Consider the following 14,389-nt stretch of genomic DNA (forward strand, 5'->3'; position numbering starts at 1 on the left):
CCTCAGCCAACCCGCCGAGCCCGACACCGTCAAGAGGGTGGGTTCACCGCCCCCTCGCGCGGTACCGAGAGCAGCCGGCCGTGCCCGTCGGCGAGCTCGGGCTGATGGCGGAACTGGCCGGTCACGACGAGCACCAGCACCACGACGGCGATCACGATCCAGGCCGCGACCCCCAGGGGGCCGGCCAGCGCCATGTCGGGTGCGGAAGCGGCGACGACCAGCACGAGCCCGGCGGCGGCGTTGAGCGCTCCGTGCGCCAGGACCGCGGGCCAGAGCGATGCCGACCGCAGGCGCAGCCACCCGAGCAGGATGCCCCACGCGATGCATCCGGCGACCATGAGCAGCACACCCGAGAAGTCGATCCGGCCGAAGTTGTACCCGAGCAGGATGACCGGGCTGTGCCACAGCCCCCAGATCGCTCCGCTGAGGAGGAGCGCCGGCCACGTGCCCAGCGGTCGCAGGGCCGGGAGGAGCCATCCGCGCCACCCGAGCTCCTCGCCGAACGCGAGGACGCTGTTGAGAAGCGCGCCGGCGGGGATCATCGCGAACTGCGCGACGACCAGCAGCTCGATGGGCGGCATCGGGGTGCCGGGCGGGAGAGCGGCGGCGATCTGGGCGGCGAATCCGCCGAAGGCGAGGTCGATCTGCACGAACCCGAGTGCGGCGGCGACGAGGATCGTGAGCGCCACGAGCACGGGCGGAACGAGCCACCCCGCCACCATCAGCCAGACGACGCGCTTCGCCGGGCGGAGCGGCCAGAGTCCGAGGAACCGGGCGCGACCGCCCGGGGCGGGGACCCTGAGCGCGAAGGTCACGATGAGCGCGGCGACCGCCGGCGTGAACATCATCACCGGCAGCAGCACCGGGGTGAGCGGCGAGGCGAGCCCCGCGCCGAGCCACAGCGGCAGCGCCACGAGCCACGCGAGGCCGCAGGCGAGCGCAACGAACACGATCACCGCGCTCCACGGAACGCGTCGGGGAAGGGAGGAGCGTGCAGCGGTCATCAGGAGGCCTCTCGTTCGCTGTCGGATGCATGGCGCTCGGCGTAGGCCTGGAGGAGCGCGGCGGCTTCTTCGGCGCCGTCGATCGTGACGATGAAGGGCTTGCGGTCACGGCGTGCGATCTCGATCGCGGCGCCCCGATGCATCACGATCCCCGTACGGCCGTCGACCGCGATCCGCCATCCCCAGCCCCCGAAGTCCCCGAACGGAGAGATGTCGACGGCGCGCGCCGAGACGATCCGATCGATCGGGATCACCGCCCGCGGCCAGCCGAGCAGAGACCGCGCGGCGAACCCCGACGGCGTGATGCGCACGCGGAACGCGGAGGTGACGGCGAGCGCACCTCCCACCACGATCACGCTGATCGTGGTGACCCACCCGCCCGCGGCACCCGCCGCGAGCATGTACGCCGCGAGCACGGCGAGGAGGAGCGTGACCCCCGCCATCGACAGCAGCGCCGCGCGCGGCATCGTTGTCGTGCCGAGCCAGACCACCCGTTCGCCGTCGGCCACCCGCACCGCGAGCCGGGGTTCGAGGACGCCCCCCGCCTCGTCGATGACGCGCGGCTGCACGGCCCACCCCGCGACCGTTCCCGCGGCCAGCACGACGAACGCGAGCAGGAGGACGAGCCCGACGTCGGGGGTGTCGGCCGCGTCGGCCAGTCCGCGCTGCAGCGCGAGCGACCCGAGGCACAGCGTGAGCGCGAACGCCGAGAGTCCGGCGGCGAAGCCGCCCATCAGTCGCGTGGTCGTTCCCCACCTGCCGCGCGATGCTCCGAAGGAGGTGAGCGCGAGCGCGAGCGGCAGCACGAGACCGACCGCGAGGAGCAACCAGAAGTATGCGGTCGGCGCGGCGAACCCGTCGGCGCCGGCGGTTCCCCAGTGGATGACGACGGGGTCGGGCAGAGTGGGCAGCCACGCGGCGATCACGGCGGAGCCGATCGCCACGAGCGCGACGGGAAGGGCGACACCGACGGCGAGGAACGCCGCGCGGGCGCGACGGCTCTCGGATGCCTGCGCGGATGGGTGCGTGGTCATGGGGCGACCTCCTCGGGGCCTGCGGTGCCGGGCGTACCGGCGCGGTGGGAGCGGATCAGTGCGGCGAGCGTGTCGGAGGAGACGCCGAGCCGGGCGGCGCGCTGCACCAGCTCGGCGACATCGCTCGCGAGTTCGGCGAGCGGGGCGGCGGAGGCGGCGACGACGGCGCCCCTCCCCCGACGCAGATCGAGGAGCCCCTCGTCGCGGAGCCCCTGATACGCGTGCAGCACGGTGTGCTGGTTGATGTCGAGGGCCGCTGCGACCTCCTTCGCGGAGGGCAGCCGGTCACCGGGGCGAAGGGTTCCCGAGAGGATGTCGGCCCGCACGGAGGCGGCGACCTGGTCGTACAGCGGCCGCGTGCTGTCGATGTCGACCCTGATGAGCATCTCGCCTCCTCGTTTCTCTAGTAATTATAGGTGAACTATAACAACTGTCGCAATCCTCTAGCGAACTTCGTCCGGCGGACACGCTCGGCCACACTGGCGCCATGCGCATCACTCCCCGCCGCCTCTCGATCGGCATGAGCCTGTGGGCCCCGAACCTGTTCAGCGGCATCCGCGTCCGTCGCTTCAGCGACGACTGGACCCACGCGACCGTCGAGCTGCACGTCAACGTCTTCACCCGCAACTACGTCAAGACGGCGTTCGGCGGATCGATGTCGGCGATGACCGACCCGTACTTCTTCATGCTCGTGATGCACCAGCTCGGCCGGGACTACGTCGTGTGGGACACCCGTGGCGAGATCGATCTGATCAAGCCGGGACGCGGAGTGCTGACCGCGGAGTTCGCGGTGTCGAAGGCGCGCGCCGAAGACATCCGGCGCAAGGCGCACGGCGGTGGGAAGGTGCTCGAGTGGTTCGAGACCGTGATCACCGATCGCGACGGGGATGTCGTGGCCCGCGTGCGGCGCGAGGTCTACATCCGCGAGAAGAAGCGGGTCACCGAGGCCCGCCGCTGACGCGGGTCACCCGCCGTTCACCGATCGATGCGACGATGACGGGATGCCCCTCGCCCGCCGACTGAGACTCGCCGATGCCGTCTTCATCGGTCTCGGCTCGATGATCGGAGCGGGGGTCTTCTCGGTCTGGGCGCCCGCGATCGGCGTCGCCGGCGCCGGGCTGCCCGTCGCCCTGGCGATCGCCGCGATCGTCGCCTACGCGAACGCCACCGCCTCCGCTCAGCTCGCCGCCTCCCACCCCGTCGCGGGAGGGACCTACGCGTACGCCCGCGCCGAGATCGGTCCCTGGTGGGGGTTCGTCGCCGGGTGGAGCTTCGTGATCGGCAAGATCGCGAGCTGCGCGGCCATGGCGATGACCTTCGCCGCCTACGCCGCCCCCACGGGGTGGGAGACGCTCGTCGCGGCGGTGGCCGTCGCCGCCCTCGTCGCGGTGAACTGCTTCGGCGTGACGCGCACGGCACTGGTCACGCGCATCCTGGTGGTGCTCTCGCTGATCGGGCTGACGATCGTCGTCGCTGCGGGGTTCGGCGCATCGCCCGCCATCCCTGCCCCTGCGCTCCCCGATGCGACGGCATATGGCGTGCTGCAGGGTGCCGGGCTGCTCTTCTTCGCGTTCGCCGGGTACGCCCGCATCGCGACGATGGGCGAGGAGGTCGTGGATCCCGCGCGCACGATCCCCCGCGCGATCCTGCTCGCGCTCGGCGGCGCGGTCGTCGTCTACGGCGCGGTCGCGGCCGTCGTGATGCTCACGCTGGGAGCGGATGCCGCGACCAGCCCCGCCCCGCTGGTCGATGTGCTCACGGCGACCGGCACGGAGTGGCTCGCGCCCGTGGTGCGCGTCGCGGCGGCGACCGCATCGCTCGGGGCGCTGCTGGCGCTGCTCACGGGCATCGGGCGCACGACCCTCGCGATGGCGCGCGAACACGACCTTCCCGCGGTGCTCGCGAAGGTCGATCCCCGCTGGCAGGTGCCCCGCCGCGCCGAGATCACGATCGGCGTGGTCGTGATCGGCATCGTCCTGATGGCCGATCTGCGCGACGCGATCGGATTCTCGTCGTTCGGAGTGCTGCTCTACTACCTGATCGCGAACGCCGCGGCGTTCCGGCAGGAGGGCGCGGCCCGCCGCTTCCCCCGCGCACTGCAGGTCGTGGGCGCGCTCGGGTGCCTGATGCTCGTGAACACGCTCCCCGCGCTGGCGTCTCTCGTCGGCACCGCCGTCGTGATCGTCGGCGTGGGCGGACGAGCGATCCTGCTGCGTGCCCGGCGCAGGAGCGGACCTCGCGCTCAGCCCCCGGCATCCGACCGGTAGGGCCGCCTCGTTCAGCGCGACGCCGAGTGAGGACGCGTCCTGACCGACCGCTGCGCTCCTCGGCAGACCGCCGGCAGCAGGGCCTCGGCCGTCCGGCGGTAGCCGAGGGCGCTGGGGTGGAATCGGTCGAGGCTGAACATCTGCTCCGGCTCGTCGAAGAACATCGGACCGACCGATCGGCGCAGGTCGACGGGCTCGGCGCCGGCGAGGCGCGCGGCATCCGTCTGCGCGACCGCGAGCCGCCGCGACAGGCTCGACACGATCCGACGCAGCGGCTGCGGCACCGGTCGCAGCGACCCCAGATCGGGACAGGTGCCCACCACCACCTCCGCGCCCAGCGCCCGCAGCCGCCGGACAGCCGCATCGAGATGCCGCACCGATGTCGCGACCGGAAGACGATGCGTCACGTCGTTTCCCCCCACCACGATCACCGCGACATCGGGCCGGTACCCCGCCGCGAGACCGTCGAGCTGCGCGTCGAGATCCGGCGACTCCGAGCCGACGACCGCAGCGGTGCGCAACCGCACCGGGCGGTGCAGACGAACGGCCAGGCCCTTGGCGATGCGTCCGCCGAGGGTCTCCTTGCGCCGCGCCGCACCGAGGCCCGCGGCGAGCGAGTCGCCGAGCACGAGGAGTTCGATCGGCTCACCGTCGAGCGAGCGTCGCCAGATGCGGTCCGCATCCAGCGAGTCCTCGCCCAGCGGCTTGCCGATCCGGCGCCGAGCGATCGCCGCCTGGCGCGTGAGGAGAACCCGCCCGCCGACCGCGAAGCCCGCGGTCAGGGCGGTGGCGCCGAGGAGGATGGGGAGGCGTGTTCGTCCCATGCCCCGATTCGACCTCGGTGACGTGAACGCCGCGTGAACGCGGGCGCGGAGCCGACCGTCAGGCGAGCGGCTTGCGCTCCAGCGAGGCCGCCCCGGCCGACACCGTCGCGAACGAGGTGAAGCCGTCGGCGGACGCCCGCTCGAGCAGCGCCTTGAGGTTCTTCGGGCGACGCTCGAGACGCACGCGCGCGCCCTCGGCGATCAGTGCGGTCTTGTGCGCGAGAAGTTCGGCGACCGGGACGTCGGCGTCGTGCACCAGCACGATCGCCTCCTCACGGTCGTCGCCGCCAGCCGTCACGAGGTCGACGAGGCGCTCGAACCCGAGCGAGAAGCCCACCGCCGGCACCTGCTGCCCGAGGAAGCGACCGATCATGCCGTCGTAGCGACCGCCACCGCCCAGCGAATAGCTGACGGAGGGGTGTGCGAGCTCGAAGATCGTGCCGGTGTAATAGCCCATGCCGCGCACGAGGAACGGATCGAACACGAGCGGGATGCCGGCGGCATCCGTCGCCTCGGACGCGCGGCCGACCGCGACGGCCTCGCCGATGCTCACCAGGTGATCGACGATCTCGTCGGGGGCGTCCGCGGGCAGCGCCTTGCGGATCTGGGCCTCCCCGTAGGGCAGGTACTCGCGGGTCTGCGGGCGACGCAGGAATGCCTCGAACGCGTCGACGGCGCCCGGGGTCGCGGCCCGCTCGCGCAGTTCGGCGGCGACGCCGTCGGGTCCGATCTTGTCGAGCTTGTCGATCGTGATGAGCACGCCGGGACGCTCGTCCGCGGCGAAACCGAAGCTCTCGAGCATCCAGTCGAGCACGCGACGGTCGTTGATGCGCACCGTCGCGCCGTCCAGTCCCAGAGCGTCGACGGCATCGAGCGAGGCGACCATGAGCTCGGCCTCGGCACGCGAGGAGTCGTCGCCCATGATGTCGATGTCGCACTGCACGAACTGGCGGTAGCGCCCCTTCTGGGGACGCTCGGCCCGCCAGACCGCGCCGATCTGGATCGAGCGGAAGACCGCGGGGAGCTGCGCCCGGTTGCTCGCGTAGAAGCGCGCGAGCGGCACGGTCAGGTCGTAGCGCAGCCCGAGGTCGGACAGCGCGGCGGGGTCGTCGGCGGCCGCGCGGATGGCATCGGCGTCGAGTCCGCGGCGCAGCACGTTGTAGGCGAGCTTCTCGTTGTCGCCGCCGATGCCGGCGTGCAGACGCGCGTACTCCTCGACGACGGGCGTCTCGATCTCGTCGAATCCGTGCGCCCGGTAGCGCTCGCGGATGACGGAGAGCACGCGCTCACGGCGGGCCTTGTCGGCGGGGAGGATGTCGCGCATGCCGCGCGGCGGGTTCACAGTAGCCACGACTCCATCTTTCCAGGTCTGCTGCGAGGCCTGGGACGCGTCGACGGGCTCAGCGACCCCGGGGCGACTCAGCGACCCCGGAGCGGCTCAGCGACCCAGCGCCGCTCAGCCCTCGGCGGACCGTACGTCCTGCTGGAGGACGCGGAGCCGTTCGCGCAGCGCCCGCTCGGCGTCCCACCCCTCGGCGCGTGCGCGCCCCACGAGGGCGAGGAGAGCCTCTCCGAGTTCGGCCTCGCTCGACGGACCGTCGGCCACCGGCGCATCGATGCCCGCGCCGGCCGCGCGACCGGCGAGCTTCTGCGCGAGCGCCAGCGCCGGCATCCCCCGGGGCACCCCGTCGAGCACGCTCGTGCGCGTGCGCTTCTCGGCCGCCTTCGCGGCGTTCCAGTGCACGAGCACCTCTTCGGGGGTGGTCGCGGTCTCGCCCGCGAAGACGTGCGGATGCCGCCGCACCATCTTCTCGGTGAGGGTGTCGGCCACGTCGTCGATGTCGAAGGGGTCGTCGGGGTCCTGCGCCGCGATCGCGGCGTGGAAGAGCACCTGCCACAGCAGGTCTCCGAGCTCCTCGCGCAGGTCGTCGCGCGTGCCTCTCTCGACCGCGTCGATCACCTCGTGGGACTCCTCGATGAGGTACGGCACGAGGTCGTGGTGTGTGATCCGCTGCGACCACACGCAGCGCTCGCGCACGGCGCGCATGGTGTCTGCCGCCGCGCGGAGGGAATCGCGGGGAGATCCGTCGCCGTGGTCCGAGGCCTGCGCGGTCATGGATTCTCCTTCACTCGGTGCGGCCTCTCGGGTGTCAGGACGACGCCGCTGCGATCCGACGATAGTGCCGCGCTCGCGCCGACACGACCACCCCCGAGAAGAGGAGCGAAAGGAGGGACCCCACCAGGACGCCGAGGATCGCCTGGTCGCGGATGCCGTCGTCGGAAGCGAACGCGAGGTTCGCGAGCAACAGCGAGACCGTGAAGCCGATGCCGCCGAGGGCGCCGGCGGCCAGGATGTCGGGCAGTACCAGCGCGGGCGCCGTCCCGCGCGGCCGGATGCGCATCGCGAGCCACCCGAACAGACCGATGCCGACGAGTTTGCCGATCGGCAGGGCGACCACGATCGCCCAGAATGCCGGGGACAGCTGCGTCGGGGAGACGGCGGGGATCACCACGAACGCGGCGACGAACGCGAACAGCGGGAGGATCGCGCCGTTGACCGTGGGCTCGAGCGCATGACGAGAACGTCCGGCGGGGGTCGGCGCCATCACCAGGCCCAGCATCACCCCGGCGATCGTGGCGTGGATGCCGGAGGCCGCGACCAGGCCCCAGCAGAGGATGCCGATCAGCACCATGAGCACGGCGATGCCCGCGTGCCCGGTCGCACCGAGCCACCTGCTCAGCACCCAGAAGACCGCGACCGCGACGACCGCCGCGGCGAGCAGCACCCACTGCACGTCGTGGGCGAACAGCACCGCGATGAAGACGATGCCGATGATGTCGTCGAGGATCGCGAGGGCGAGCAGGAACACCCGCACGGTCGACGGCAGGCCCCGTCCGAACATCGCCAGCACTCCGAGCGCGAACGCGATGTCGGTGGCCGTGGGGATCGGCCAGCCGGATGCCGTCGCTCCGTCACCCGCGATCAGCAGGTAGATCGCGATCGGCACGAGCACTCCGCCCGTCGCCGCGATGGCGGGCTGGAGGGCCTTGCGGGGCGAGTCGAGCTCGCCATGGGTGAGCTCGTGCCGCAGCTCGATCGCTACCACGAAGAAGAAGACGGCGAGCAGACCGTCCGACACCCAGTGCGCGAGGGAGAGGTCGAGGCTCGTGCCCGGCACCGCGAGATGCACGTCGAGCGCCGCGGCGATCGGATCGTGCGTCGGCAGATTCGCGAGAAGGAGGCCGAGCCCCGCTGCCACCAGCAGGAGGACGGCCGGGAACTGCTGCCCGCGGAGGGGGTTCACCGAGATGCGCATCCCCCTCATGCTAGGCGGCGCACCGGTGTCGCACGCCGTCATGCGTGCGGAGCACCCCCGTCGACCGGGATACGCTCGACGGGTGACCCCCGAACACGTCTTCACCGAGCCCACCAACACCGAAGCCATCCGCGTCATCGGGCGCTTCGAGGCAGGCCAGGGCATACCCGACGCGATGCGCTCCGACGTGCGCATGCTGGGTGGGCTCCTCGGACAGGTGCTGCGCGAGGCGGGCGGCGACGACCTGTTCGACGACGTCGAGCGACTGCGTCTGGCGACCATCCAGGCGTACGAGGACTCGACCTCGGATGCCTTCGAGCGGGCCTCGGCGATCGCCGAGTCGTTCACGATCGCCCGCGCCGACGAGGTCGCCCGCGCCTTCACCTGCTACTTCCACCTCGTGAACCTCGCCGAGGAGCACCAGCGCGTGCGCGTGCTGCGCGAACGCGCTGGTCAGCCCGGCCGCGAGGATGCCGCCGACACCGTCGCGACCGCCTACGCGCGTCTGCGCACCGAGGTCGGCGACGAGGAGGCGCGCCGTCGCCTGGCGGGTCTCCGCTTCCACCCCGTCTTCACGGCCCACCCGACCGAGGCTCGCCGCCGCGCCGTCTCGTCGAGCATCCGCCGTCTCTCCGACCTGCTGACGCAGCACGATGCGGCGAGCGCGGGCGGGGCCGAGCAGCACCGCGCCCGTCGCCGCATGCTCGAGGAGATCGACACCCTGTGGCGCACCGCGCCGCTGCGTTCGCAGAAGCCGTCTCCGACCGACGAGGTGCGCACGGTCATGGGTGTCTTCGACGAGACCCTCTTCACGACGGTCCCCCACGTCTACCGTCGCATCGACGACGCCCTCCGCGGCGAGGAGTCCGGCGCCAGCGCACCGGTCGTCCCGGCGTTCGTGCGCATCGGGTCGTGGGTCGGCGGTGACCGCGACGGCAACCCGTTCGTGACGGCATCCGTCACCCGCGAGGCATCGCAGATCGCTTCGGACCACGTGCTCCGCGGCCTCGAGCGCGCTCTCGAGCGCATCGGCCGCACGCTCACGCTCGATGCCGAGACCACGCCGCCCAGCGCCGAGGTCACCGCCCTGTGGAACGACTTCGCCGGAGCCGATGCCGATGCCGCGGCGGCCCTGGCCACCCGCTCCCCCGACGAACCGCACCGGCGCGTACTGCTGCTGCTCGCGCACCGGGTCGCGGCGACGCGCCGGGGCGATGGCGCTCAGCGCTATGCGACGCCCGAGGAACTGCTCGCCGATCTGCGCGCGGTGCAGGCCTCGCTGGTCGCCTCCGGCGCGCGCCGCCACGCCTTCGGCGGGGTGCAGCACCTCATCTGGCAGGTCGAGACCTACGGCTTCCACCTCACCGAGCTCGAGGTGCGCCAGCACTCCCAGGTCCACGCCAAGGCCCTCGCCGAGCTGGAGTCGGACGAACCGATCAGCGCCCAGACCGAGGAGGTGCTCGAGGTCTTCCGCGCGATCGCCGAGATCCAGCGCGACCGCGGTCTGCGCGCCGCCGGCCGCTACGTCGTCTCGTTCACCCAGGCGGCCTCCGACCTCGCGAACGTGCACCGTCTCGCCCGCCACGCGCTCGGCGACGACGCCCCGGTGCTCGACGTCGTGCCGCTGTTCGAGACCTTCGCCGACCTGCAGGCGGCCCCCGGCATCCTCGCCGAGGCCGTGACCTTCCCCGAGTTCCGGGCGCGCATGGCCGAGACGGGCAACCGCCTCGAGGTCATGCTCGGGTACTCCGACTCGTCGAAGGACGTCGGCCCGGTCGCCGCGAACCTCGCGCTCTACGAGGCGCAGGAGAAGATCGCGCAGTGGGCGCAGGACTCCGACATCGAGCTGACGCTGTTCCACGGCCGCGGCGGTGCCCTCGGGCGCGGCGGCGGACCCGCGAACTCGGCGATCCTCGCCCAGCCGCCGCACTCGGTCGACGGCCGCTTCAAGCTCACCGAGCAGGGCGAGGTCATCTTCGCCCGCTACGGCGAGCCGGCCATCGCGATGCGCCACATCGACCAGGTGGCCGCGGCGACTCTGCTCGCCTCCTCCCCCTCGGTCGAGCAGCGCACGAGCGGTGCCGCCGCCCGGTACGCCGAGGTGGCCGCGGTGATGGACCGCTCCTCGCGCGATCGCTTCTTCTCGCTCGTGAAGGCCGAGGGCTTCGCACCTTGGTTCGCGACCGTGACCCCGATGGAGGAGATCGGTCTGCTCGCGCTGGGTTCGCGCCCCGCGCGCCGCGGCCTGTCGGTGGAGTCGCTCGAAGACCTGCGCGCCATCCCGTGGGTGTTCGCCTGGACCCAGGCCCGCATCAACCTCGCCGGCTGGTTCGGTCTCGGCACCGCGCTCGAGGCCGTGGGCGACGAGGCGCTTCTCACCGAGGCCTACCGCGAGTGGCCGCTGCTGCGCACGATGATCGACAACGTCGCGATGAGCCTCGCCAAGACCGACGAGCGCATCGCCCGCGAGTACCTCGCGCTCGGCGATCGTGACGACCTGGCCGCTCTCGTGCTCGACGAACTCGCTCTCACGCGCCAGTGGGTCATCCGCCTCACCGGCGGAGAGGGACTGCTCGAGAACAAGCCCGTGCTGCAGCGCGCGGTGCAGCTGCGCAGCCCGTACGTCGACGCGCTCTCGCTGCTCCAGCTGCGCGCACTGCGTGCGTTGCGCGCGCCGGCGGATGCCGAGGCGACGGGTTCCGGAGCCGACGCCGAGCAGCAGCGACTGCTGCTGCTGTCGGTCAGCGGCGTCGCGGCGGGCCTGCAGAACACCGGGTGACCCGCGCGTCTTCGTGGGTGGCGGTGCCGGGCGGGAGGGCGCGCGGAGGACGCGCGATAGAGTGAAAACTCGCGCCTGATCCGGCGAAGCCTCACGCGACACGATCGCCTGCACCACCCTCCCCCACCCCAGAAAGTCTTTCGCGTGACCGCACTCTCCCCTGCCGCCTTCCACCCGCTCGAAGCCGCCGTGCAGCCCGTGTTCGACACGGTGCTCACCCGCAGCCCGCACGAACCCGAGTTCCACCAGGCGGTGCACGAGGTGCTGCAGTCGATCGCACCGGTGCTCGCCGCGCACCCGGAGTACGTCGACGGCGGCATCCTCGAGCGTCTCGTCGAGCCGGAGCGGCAGATCCTCTTCCGCGTGCCGTGGGTCGACGACTCGGGCAAGCTGCAGGTCAACCGCGGCTACCGCATCCAGTTCTCGTCGGTGCTCGGGCCGTACAAGGGTGGACTGCGTTTCCACCCCTCGGTGAATCTCTCGATCATCAAGTTCCTCGGCTTCGAGCAGATCTTCAAGAACGCGCTCACCGGCCAGGGCATCGGCGGCGGCAAGGGCGGCTCGGACTTCGACCCGCACGGCCGCTCGAACGCCGAGGTCATGCGCTTCTGCCAGTCGTTCATGAACGAGCTCTACCGTCACCTCGGCGAGCACACCGACGTGCCCGCGGGCGACATCGGAGTGGGCGGCCGCGAGATCGGCTACCTCTTCGGCCAGTACCGCAAGGTCACCAACCGTCACGAGTCGGGCATGTTCACCGGCAAGGGAACGGGCTGGGGCGGTGCCGAGGTGCGCACCGAGGCCACCGGTTACGGCGCCGTCTTCTTCGCGCAGGAGATGCTCGCCGTGAAGGGCGACTCCTTCGAGGGCAAGCGCGTCGGCATCTCGGGCTCGGGCAACGTGGCGATCTACGCGATCCAGAAGGCCACCCAGCTCGGTGCCGTGCCGGTGACGGCATCCGATTCCTCCGGTTACGTGGTCGACGACGCCGGGATCGACGTCGATCTGCTGCGCCAGATCAAGGAGGTCGAACGGGCCCGCATCGTCGAGTACGCGAACCGTCGCCCCGGTGCCCGTTTCGTCGAGGGCGGCAGCGTCTGGGAGGTGCCGGTCGACATCGCCGTGCCCTCGGCGACGCAGAACGAGGTCTCCCTCGCCGACGCTCGGGCCCTCATCGCGAACGGCGTGCGCGCGGTCTCCGAGGGCGCGAACATGCCGTGCGTTCCCGAAGCGGTCGAGGCGTTCCAGAAGGCGGGCGTGCTCTTCGCCCCCGGCAAGGCGGCGAACGCCGGCGGCGTGGCCACTTCGGCCCTCGAGATGAGCCAGAACGCCTCCCGTCAGCGCTGGACCTTCGGCGACAGCGAGAACAAGCTGCGCGAGATCATGGGCGACATCCACCGGGCGTCCTTCGAGGCGGCCGCGCGCTACGGCGTCGAGGGTGATTACGTAGCCGGCGCGAACATCGCCGGTTTCGAGCGCGTCGCTGCGGCGATGCTCGCGCAGGGCGTCATCTGACCCCTGCGGAAGGGCCGTCTCCCACGACCCTCGGGAGACGGCCCTTCGTGCGCGCGGGCGCAGTCAGCTCTCGTCGACCGGCACCTTCACGACCTTGTTGAACCCGGTCACCGCCTGGTTCTCGTCGAAGGGCGCGACCTTCCGGCGGAAGCCGCGCGTGATCACGAGCAGGTAGACGAACCCGATCGCCGTCCAGGTGAGGCCGCCGATGAGGGCGTCCTGGTGCAGGTTGACCCAGAGCAACCCGGTGAGCAGCATGCCGATGGTCGGCATCACGATGAAGTTGAAGATGTCGGCCGGCGTCTTACGGCGTCCCTTGCGGATCGCGAACCAGGCGATCACCGAGATGTTCACGAAGGTGAAGGCGATCAGCGCACCGTAGTTGATCCACGCGGCGATGAGCTCGAGGGTGAAGGGGATCGCGAGCAGCGAGATCGCCCCGACGAGCACGATGTTGAACGTGGGCGTGTGGGTGCGCGGGTTGATGTAGCCGAAGGCCTTCTGCGGCAGCACGTTGTTGCGGCCCATCACGAGCAGCATGCGCGAGACCGAGGCGTGCGAGGCGAGGCCCGAGGCGAGCGTCGCGCAGAAACCGGCGGCGGTCAGCACCGCCATGAAGACGTTGCCGCCGACGAGGTCGCCGATGATCGGGAGCGTCGAGTCCTCGACGAACTGCATGTCGCCGCCGGGGGCGAATTCGTTCCAGTCCGGGAACCGCAGCTGCGACACGTAGGAGGAGACGAGGAAGATGCCGCCGCCGATGAGGACGGTGAGCAGGATCGCCTTCGGCATGACCTTCGGGTCCTTCGCCTCCTCGGCGTACATCGTGACCGCGTCGAATCCGATGAACGAGAAGCAGACGATGGTCGCACCGGTCAGCACGGCGGTGAAGGTGACGTCGTCGTGCAGGAACGCGCCGACCGAGAGGATGGTCGCCGCCCCGTCGCCGCGCATCAGCTGCGCGACCACGAGCACCACGAACACGACCATGACGATGATCGAGAAGATCAGCAGGATCACGTTCAGGTTCGAGGTGCCGCGCATGGTCATGTAGATGATGCTGGTGACGAGGATGCAGTACAGCACCACCCAGATCCACGCCGGGATGTCGGGGAACATCGCCTCGAGGTAGCTCTTGACGATGAGGCAGTTGACCATGGGCAGCAGCACGTAGTCGATCAACGACGTCCACCCGACCATGAATCCGAGATTCGGGTGGATCGATTCGCGCACGTAGGTGTACGCCGATCCCGCGCTCGGGATGGCGCCGGCGATCTTGCCGTAGCTGATGGCCGTGAACACCATGACCACGAGGGCGACGAGATACGCGGCGGGGACCACGTTGTTCGTGTCGCGCGCGACCATGCCGAACGTGTCGAACACCACGGTGGGAGTCATGTATCCGAGGCCCAGACCGACGATGGCCCACAGGCCGAGATTCCGTCTGAGCGTTCCGCCGCCCTGGGCGAGCGGCTTCGTCTTCAGTGCCATGGGTACTCCTCGTTGGAACAGCGCCAGGGGCCGGACTCGGGTCGTCCGGCGGTTGAGGATCAGTATGGAGCACAGGTATTCATCACCGCGACCCCTAATTTCGATTCGAAATGCGCATTTAACATGACGAAAATGCGCGCGATTCGAAGATCTTGGGA

12 protein-coding genes are annotated in these 14,389 nt (G+C 70.9%); 4 read left to right on the plus strand and 8 right to left on the minus strand.

The features are described from left to right. Positions 1-29: 29 nt before the first annotated feature. Genes KZC52_RS05410 through KZC52_RS05420 form a run of 3 tightly spaced genes read right to left on the minus strand, consistent with a single transcriptional unit; the run spans position 30 to position 2,424 of the window. Positions 30-1,004, minus strand: a complete 975-nt coding sequence (locus KZC52_RS05410; protein WP_247623032.1) for a CPBP family intramembrane glutamic endopeptidase — start codon at positions 1,002-1,004, stop codon at positions 30-32. Beyond that, complete coding sequence (locus KZC52_RS05415) at positions 1,004-2,038, minus strand: DUF1648 domain-containing protein (protein ID WP_247623033.1); 1,035 nt, start codon at positions 2,036-2,038, stop codon at positions 1,004-1,006. The genes KZC52_RS05410 and KZC52_RS05415 overlap by 1 nt, the downstream gene beginning before the upstream one ends. Continuing rightward, positions 2,035-2,424: a GntR family transcriptional regulator gene (locus KZC52_RS05420; RefSeq protein WP_247623034.1), complete on the minus strand. Its 390-nt coding sequence runs from the start codon at positions 2,422-2,424 to the stop codon at positions 2,035-2,037. Before KZC52_RS05420 ends, KZC52_RS05415 begins: the two co-directional genes overlap by 4 nt. A 101-nt stretch (positions 2,425-2,525) precedes the next feature. Here KZC52_RS05420 and KZC52_RS05425 point away from each other — a divergent pair, with 101 nt between their 5' ends. Both KZC52_RS05425 and KZC52_RS05430 read left to right on the plus strand, forming a co-directional pair. After that, positions 2,526-2,996 (plus strand): PaaI family thioesterase, encoded by a 471-nt coding sequence (locus tag KZC52_RS05425; protein WP_247623035.1) that lies wholly within the window; start codon positions 2,526-2,528, stop codon positions 2,994-2,996. 43 nt (positions 2,997-3,039) lie between these two features. Continuing rightward, positions 3,040-4,305, plus strand: a complete 1,266-nt coding sequence (locus KZC52_RS05430) for an APC family permease (protein ID WP_247623036.1) — start codon at positions 3,040-3,042, stop codon at positions 4,303-4,305. An 11-nt stretch (positions 4,306-4,316) separates the two neighbouring features. Here the strand turns inward: KZC52_RS05430 and KZC52_RS05435 are convergent, their stop codons facing one another. The 4 genes from KZC52_RS05435 to KZC52_RS05450 all read right to left on the minus strand — a co-directional run bounded on the left by KZC52_RS05435 (position 4,317) and on the right by KZC52_RS05450 (position 8,446). Beyond that, positions 4,317-5,129: an SGNH/GDSL hydrolase family protein gene (locus KZC52_RS05435; protein ID WP_247623037.1), complete on the minus strand. Its 813-nt coding sequence runs from the start codon at positions 5,127-5,129 to the stop codon at positions 4,317-4,319. A 58-nt stretch (positions 5,130-5,187) separates the two neighbouring features. Continuing rightward, positions 5,188-6,453 (minus strand): histidine--tRNA ligase, encoded by a 1,266-nt coding sequence (hisS, locus tag KZC52_RS05440; RefSeq protein ID WP_247624711.1) that lies wholly within the window; start codon positions 6,451-6,453, stop codon positions 5,188-5,190. 132 nt (positions 6,454-6,585) lie between these two features. Next, complete coding sequence (locus KZC52_RS05445) at positions 6,586-7,245, minus strand: nucleoside triphosphate pyrophosphohydrolase (protein WP_247623038.1); 660 nt, start codon at positions 7,243-7,245, stop codon at positions 6,586-6,588. Between the two features lie 34 nt (positions 7,246-7,279). Beyond that, positions 7,280-8,446 (minus strand): Na+/H+ antiporter NhaA, encoded by a 1,167-nt coding sequence (locus tag KZC52_RS05450; RefSeq protein WP_247623039.1) that lies wholly within the window; start codon positions 8,444-8,446, stop codon positions 7,280-7,282. Positions 8,447-8,528: 82 nt separating this feature from the next. Here KZC52_RS05450 and KZC52_RS05455 point away from each other — a divergent pair, with 82 nt between their 5' ends. Both KZC52_RS05455 and gdhA read left to right on the plus strand, forming a co-directional pair. Then, positions 8,529-11,225 (plus strand): phosphoenolpyruvate carboxylase, encoded by a 2,697-nt coding sequence (locus tag KZC52_RS05455; protein ID WP_247623040.1) that lies wholly within the window; start codon positions 8,529-8,531, stop codon positions 11,223-11,225. A gap of 144 nt (positions 11,226-11,369) precedes the next feature. Next, positions 11,370-12,740, plus strand: a complete 1,371-nt coding sequence (gene gdhA, locus KZC52_RS05460) for an NADP-specific glutamate dehydrogenase (protein ID WP_247623041.1) — start codon at positions 11,370-11,372, stop codon at positions 12,738-12,740. Positions 12,741-12,803: 63 nt separating this feature from the next. On the opposite strand, the gene KZC52_RS05465 is transcribed toward gdhA, so the two are convergent. Then, a complete protein-coding gene (locus KZC52_RS05465; RefSeq protein WP_247623042.1) occupies positions 12,804-14,231 on the minus strand; it encodes an APC family permease in 1,428 nt (475 codons plus the stop codon). Positions 14,232-14,389 lie beyond the last annotated feature (158 nt).

This window comes from Microbacterium galbinum (assembly GCF_023091225.1).
Taxonomy (GTDB): Bacteria; Actinomycetota; Actinomycetes; order Actinomycetales; family Microbacteriaceae; genus Microbacterium; species Microbacterium galbinum.

What these genes read in the sequence shown, in the direction of transcription:
- KZC52_RS05435 (WP_247623037.1), bottom strand. Translation starts at nt 5,129, where the DNA reads ATGGGACGAACACGCCTCCCCATCCTCCTCGGCGCCACCGCCCTGACC.
- KZC52_RS05410 (WP_247623032.1), bottom strand. Translation starts at nt 1,004, where the DNA reads ATGACCGCTGCACGCTCCTCCCTTCCCCGACGCGTTCCGTGGAGCGCG.
- hisS (WP_247624711.1), bottom strand. Translation starts at nt 6,453, where the DNA reads ATGCGCGACATCCTCCCCGCCGACAAGGCCCGCCGTGAGCGCGTGCTC.
- KZC52_RS05430 (WP_247623036.1), top strand. Translation starts at nt 3,040, where the DNA reads ATGCCCCTCGCCCGCCGACTGAGACTCGCCGATGCCGTCTTCATCGGT.
- KZC52_RS05450 (WP_247623039.1), bottom strand. Translation starts at nt 8,446, where the DNA reads ATGCGCATCTCGGTGAACCCCCTCCGCGGGCAGCAGTTCCCGGCCGTC.
- KZC52_RS05420 (WP_247623034.1), bottom strand. Translation starts at nt 2,424, where the DNA reads ATGCTCATCAGGGTCGACATCGACAGCACGCGGCCGCTGTACGACCAG.
- KZC52_RS05425 (WP_247623035.1), top strand. Translation starts at nt 2,526, where the DNA reads ATGCGCATCACTCCCCGCCGCCTCTCGATCGGCATGAGCCTGTGGGCC.
- KZC52_RS05465 (WP_247623042.1), bottom strand. Translation starts at nt 14,231, where the DNA reads ATGGCACTGAAGACGAAGCCGCTCGCCCAGGGCGGCGGAACGCTCAGA.
- KZC52_RS05445 (WP_247623038.1), bottom strand. Translation starts at nt 7,245, where the DNA reads ATGACCGCGCAGGCCTCGGACCACGGCGACGGATCTCCCCGCGATTCC.
- KZC52_RS05415 (WP_247623033.1), bottom strand. Translation starts at nt 2,038, where the DNA reads ATGACCACGCACCCATCCGCGCAGGCATCCGAGAGCCGTCGCGCCCGC.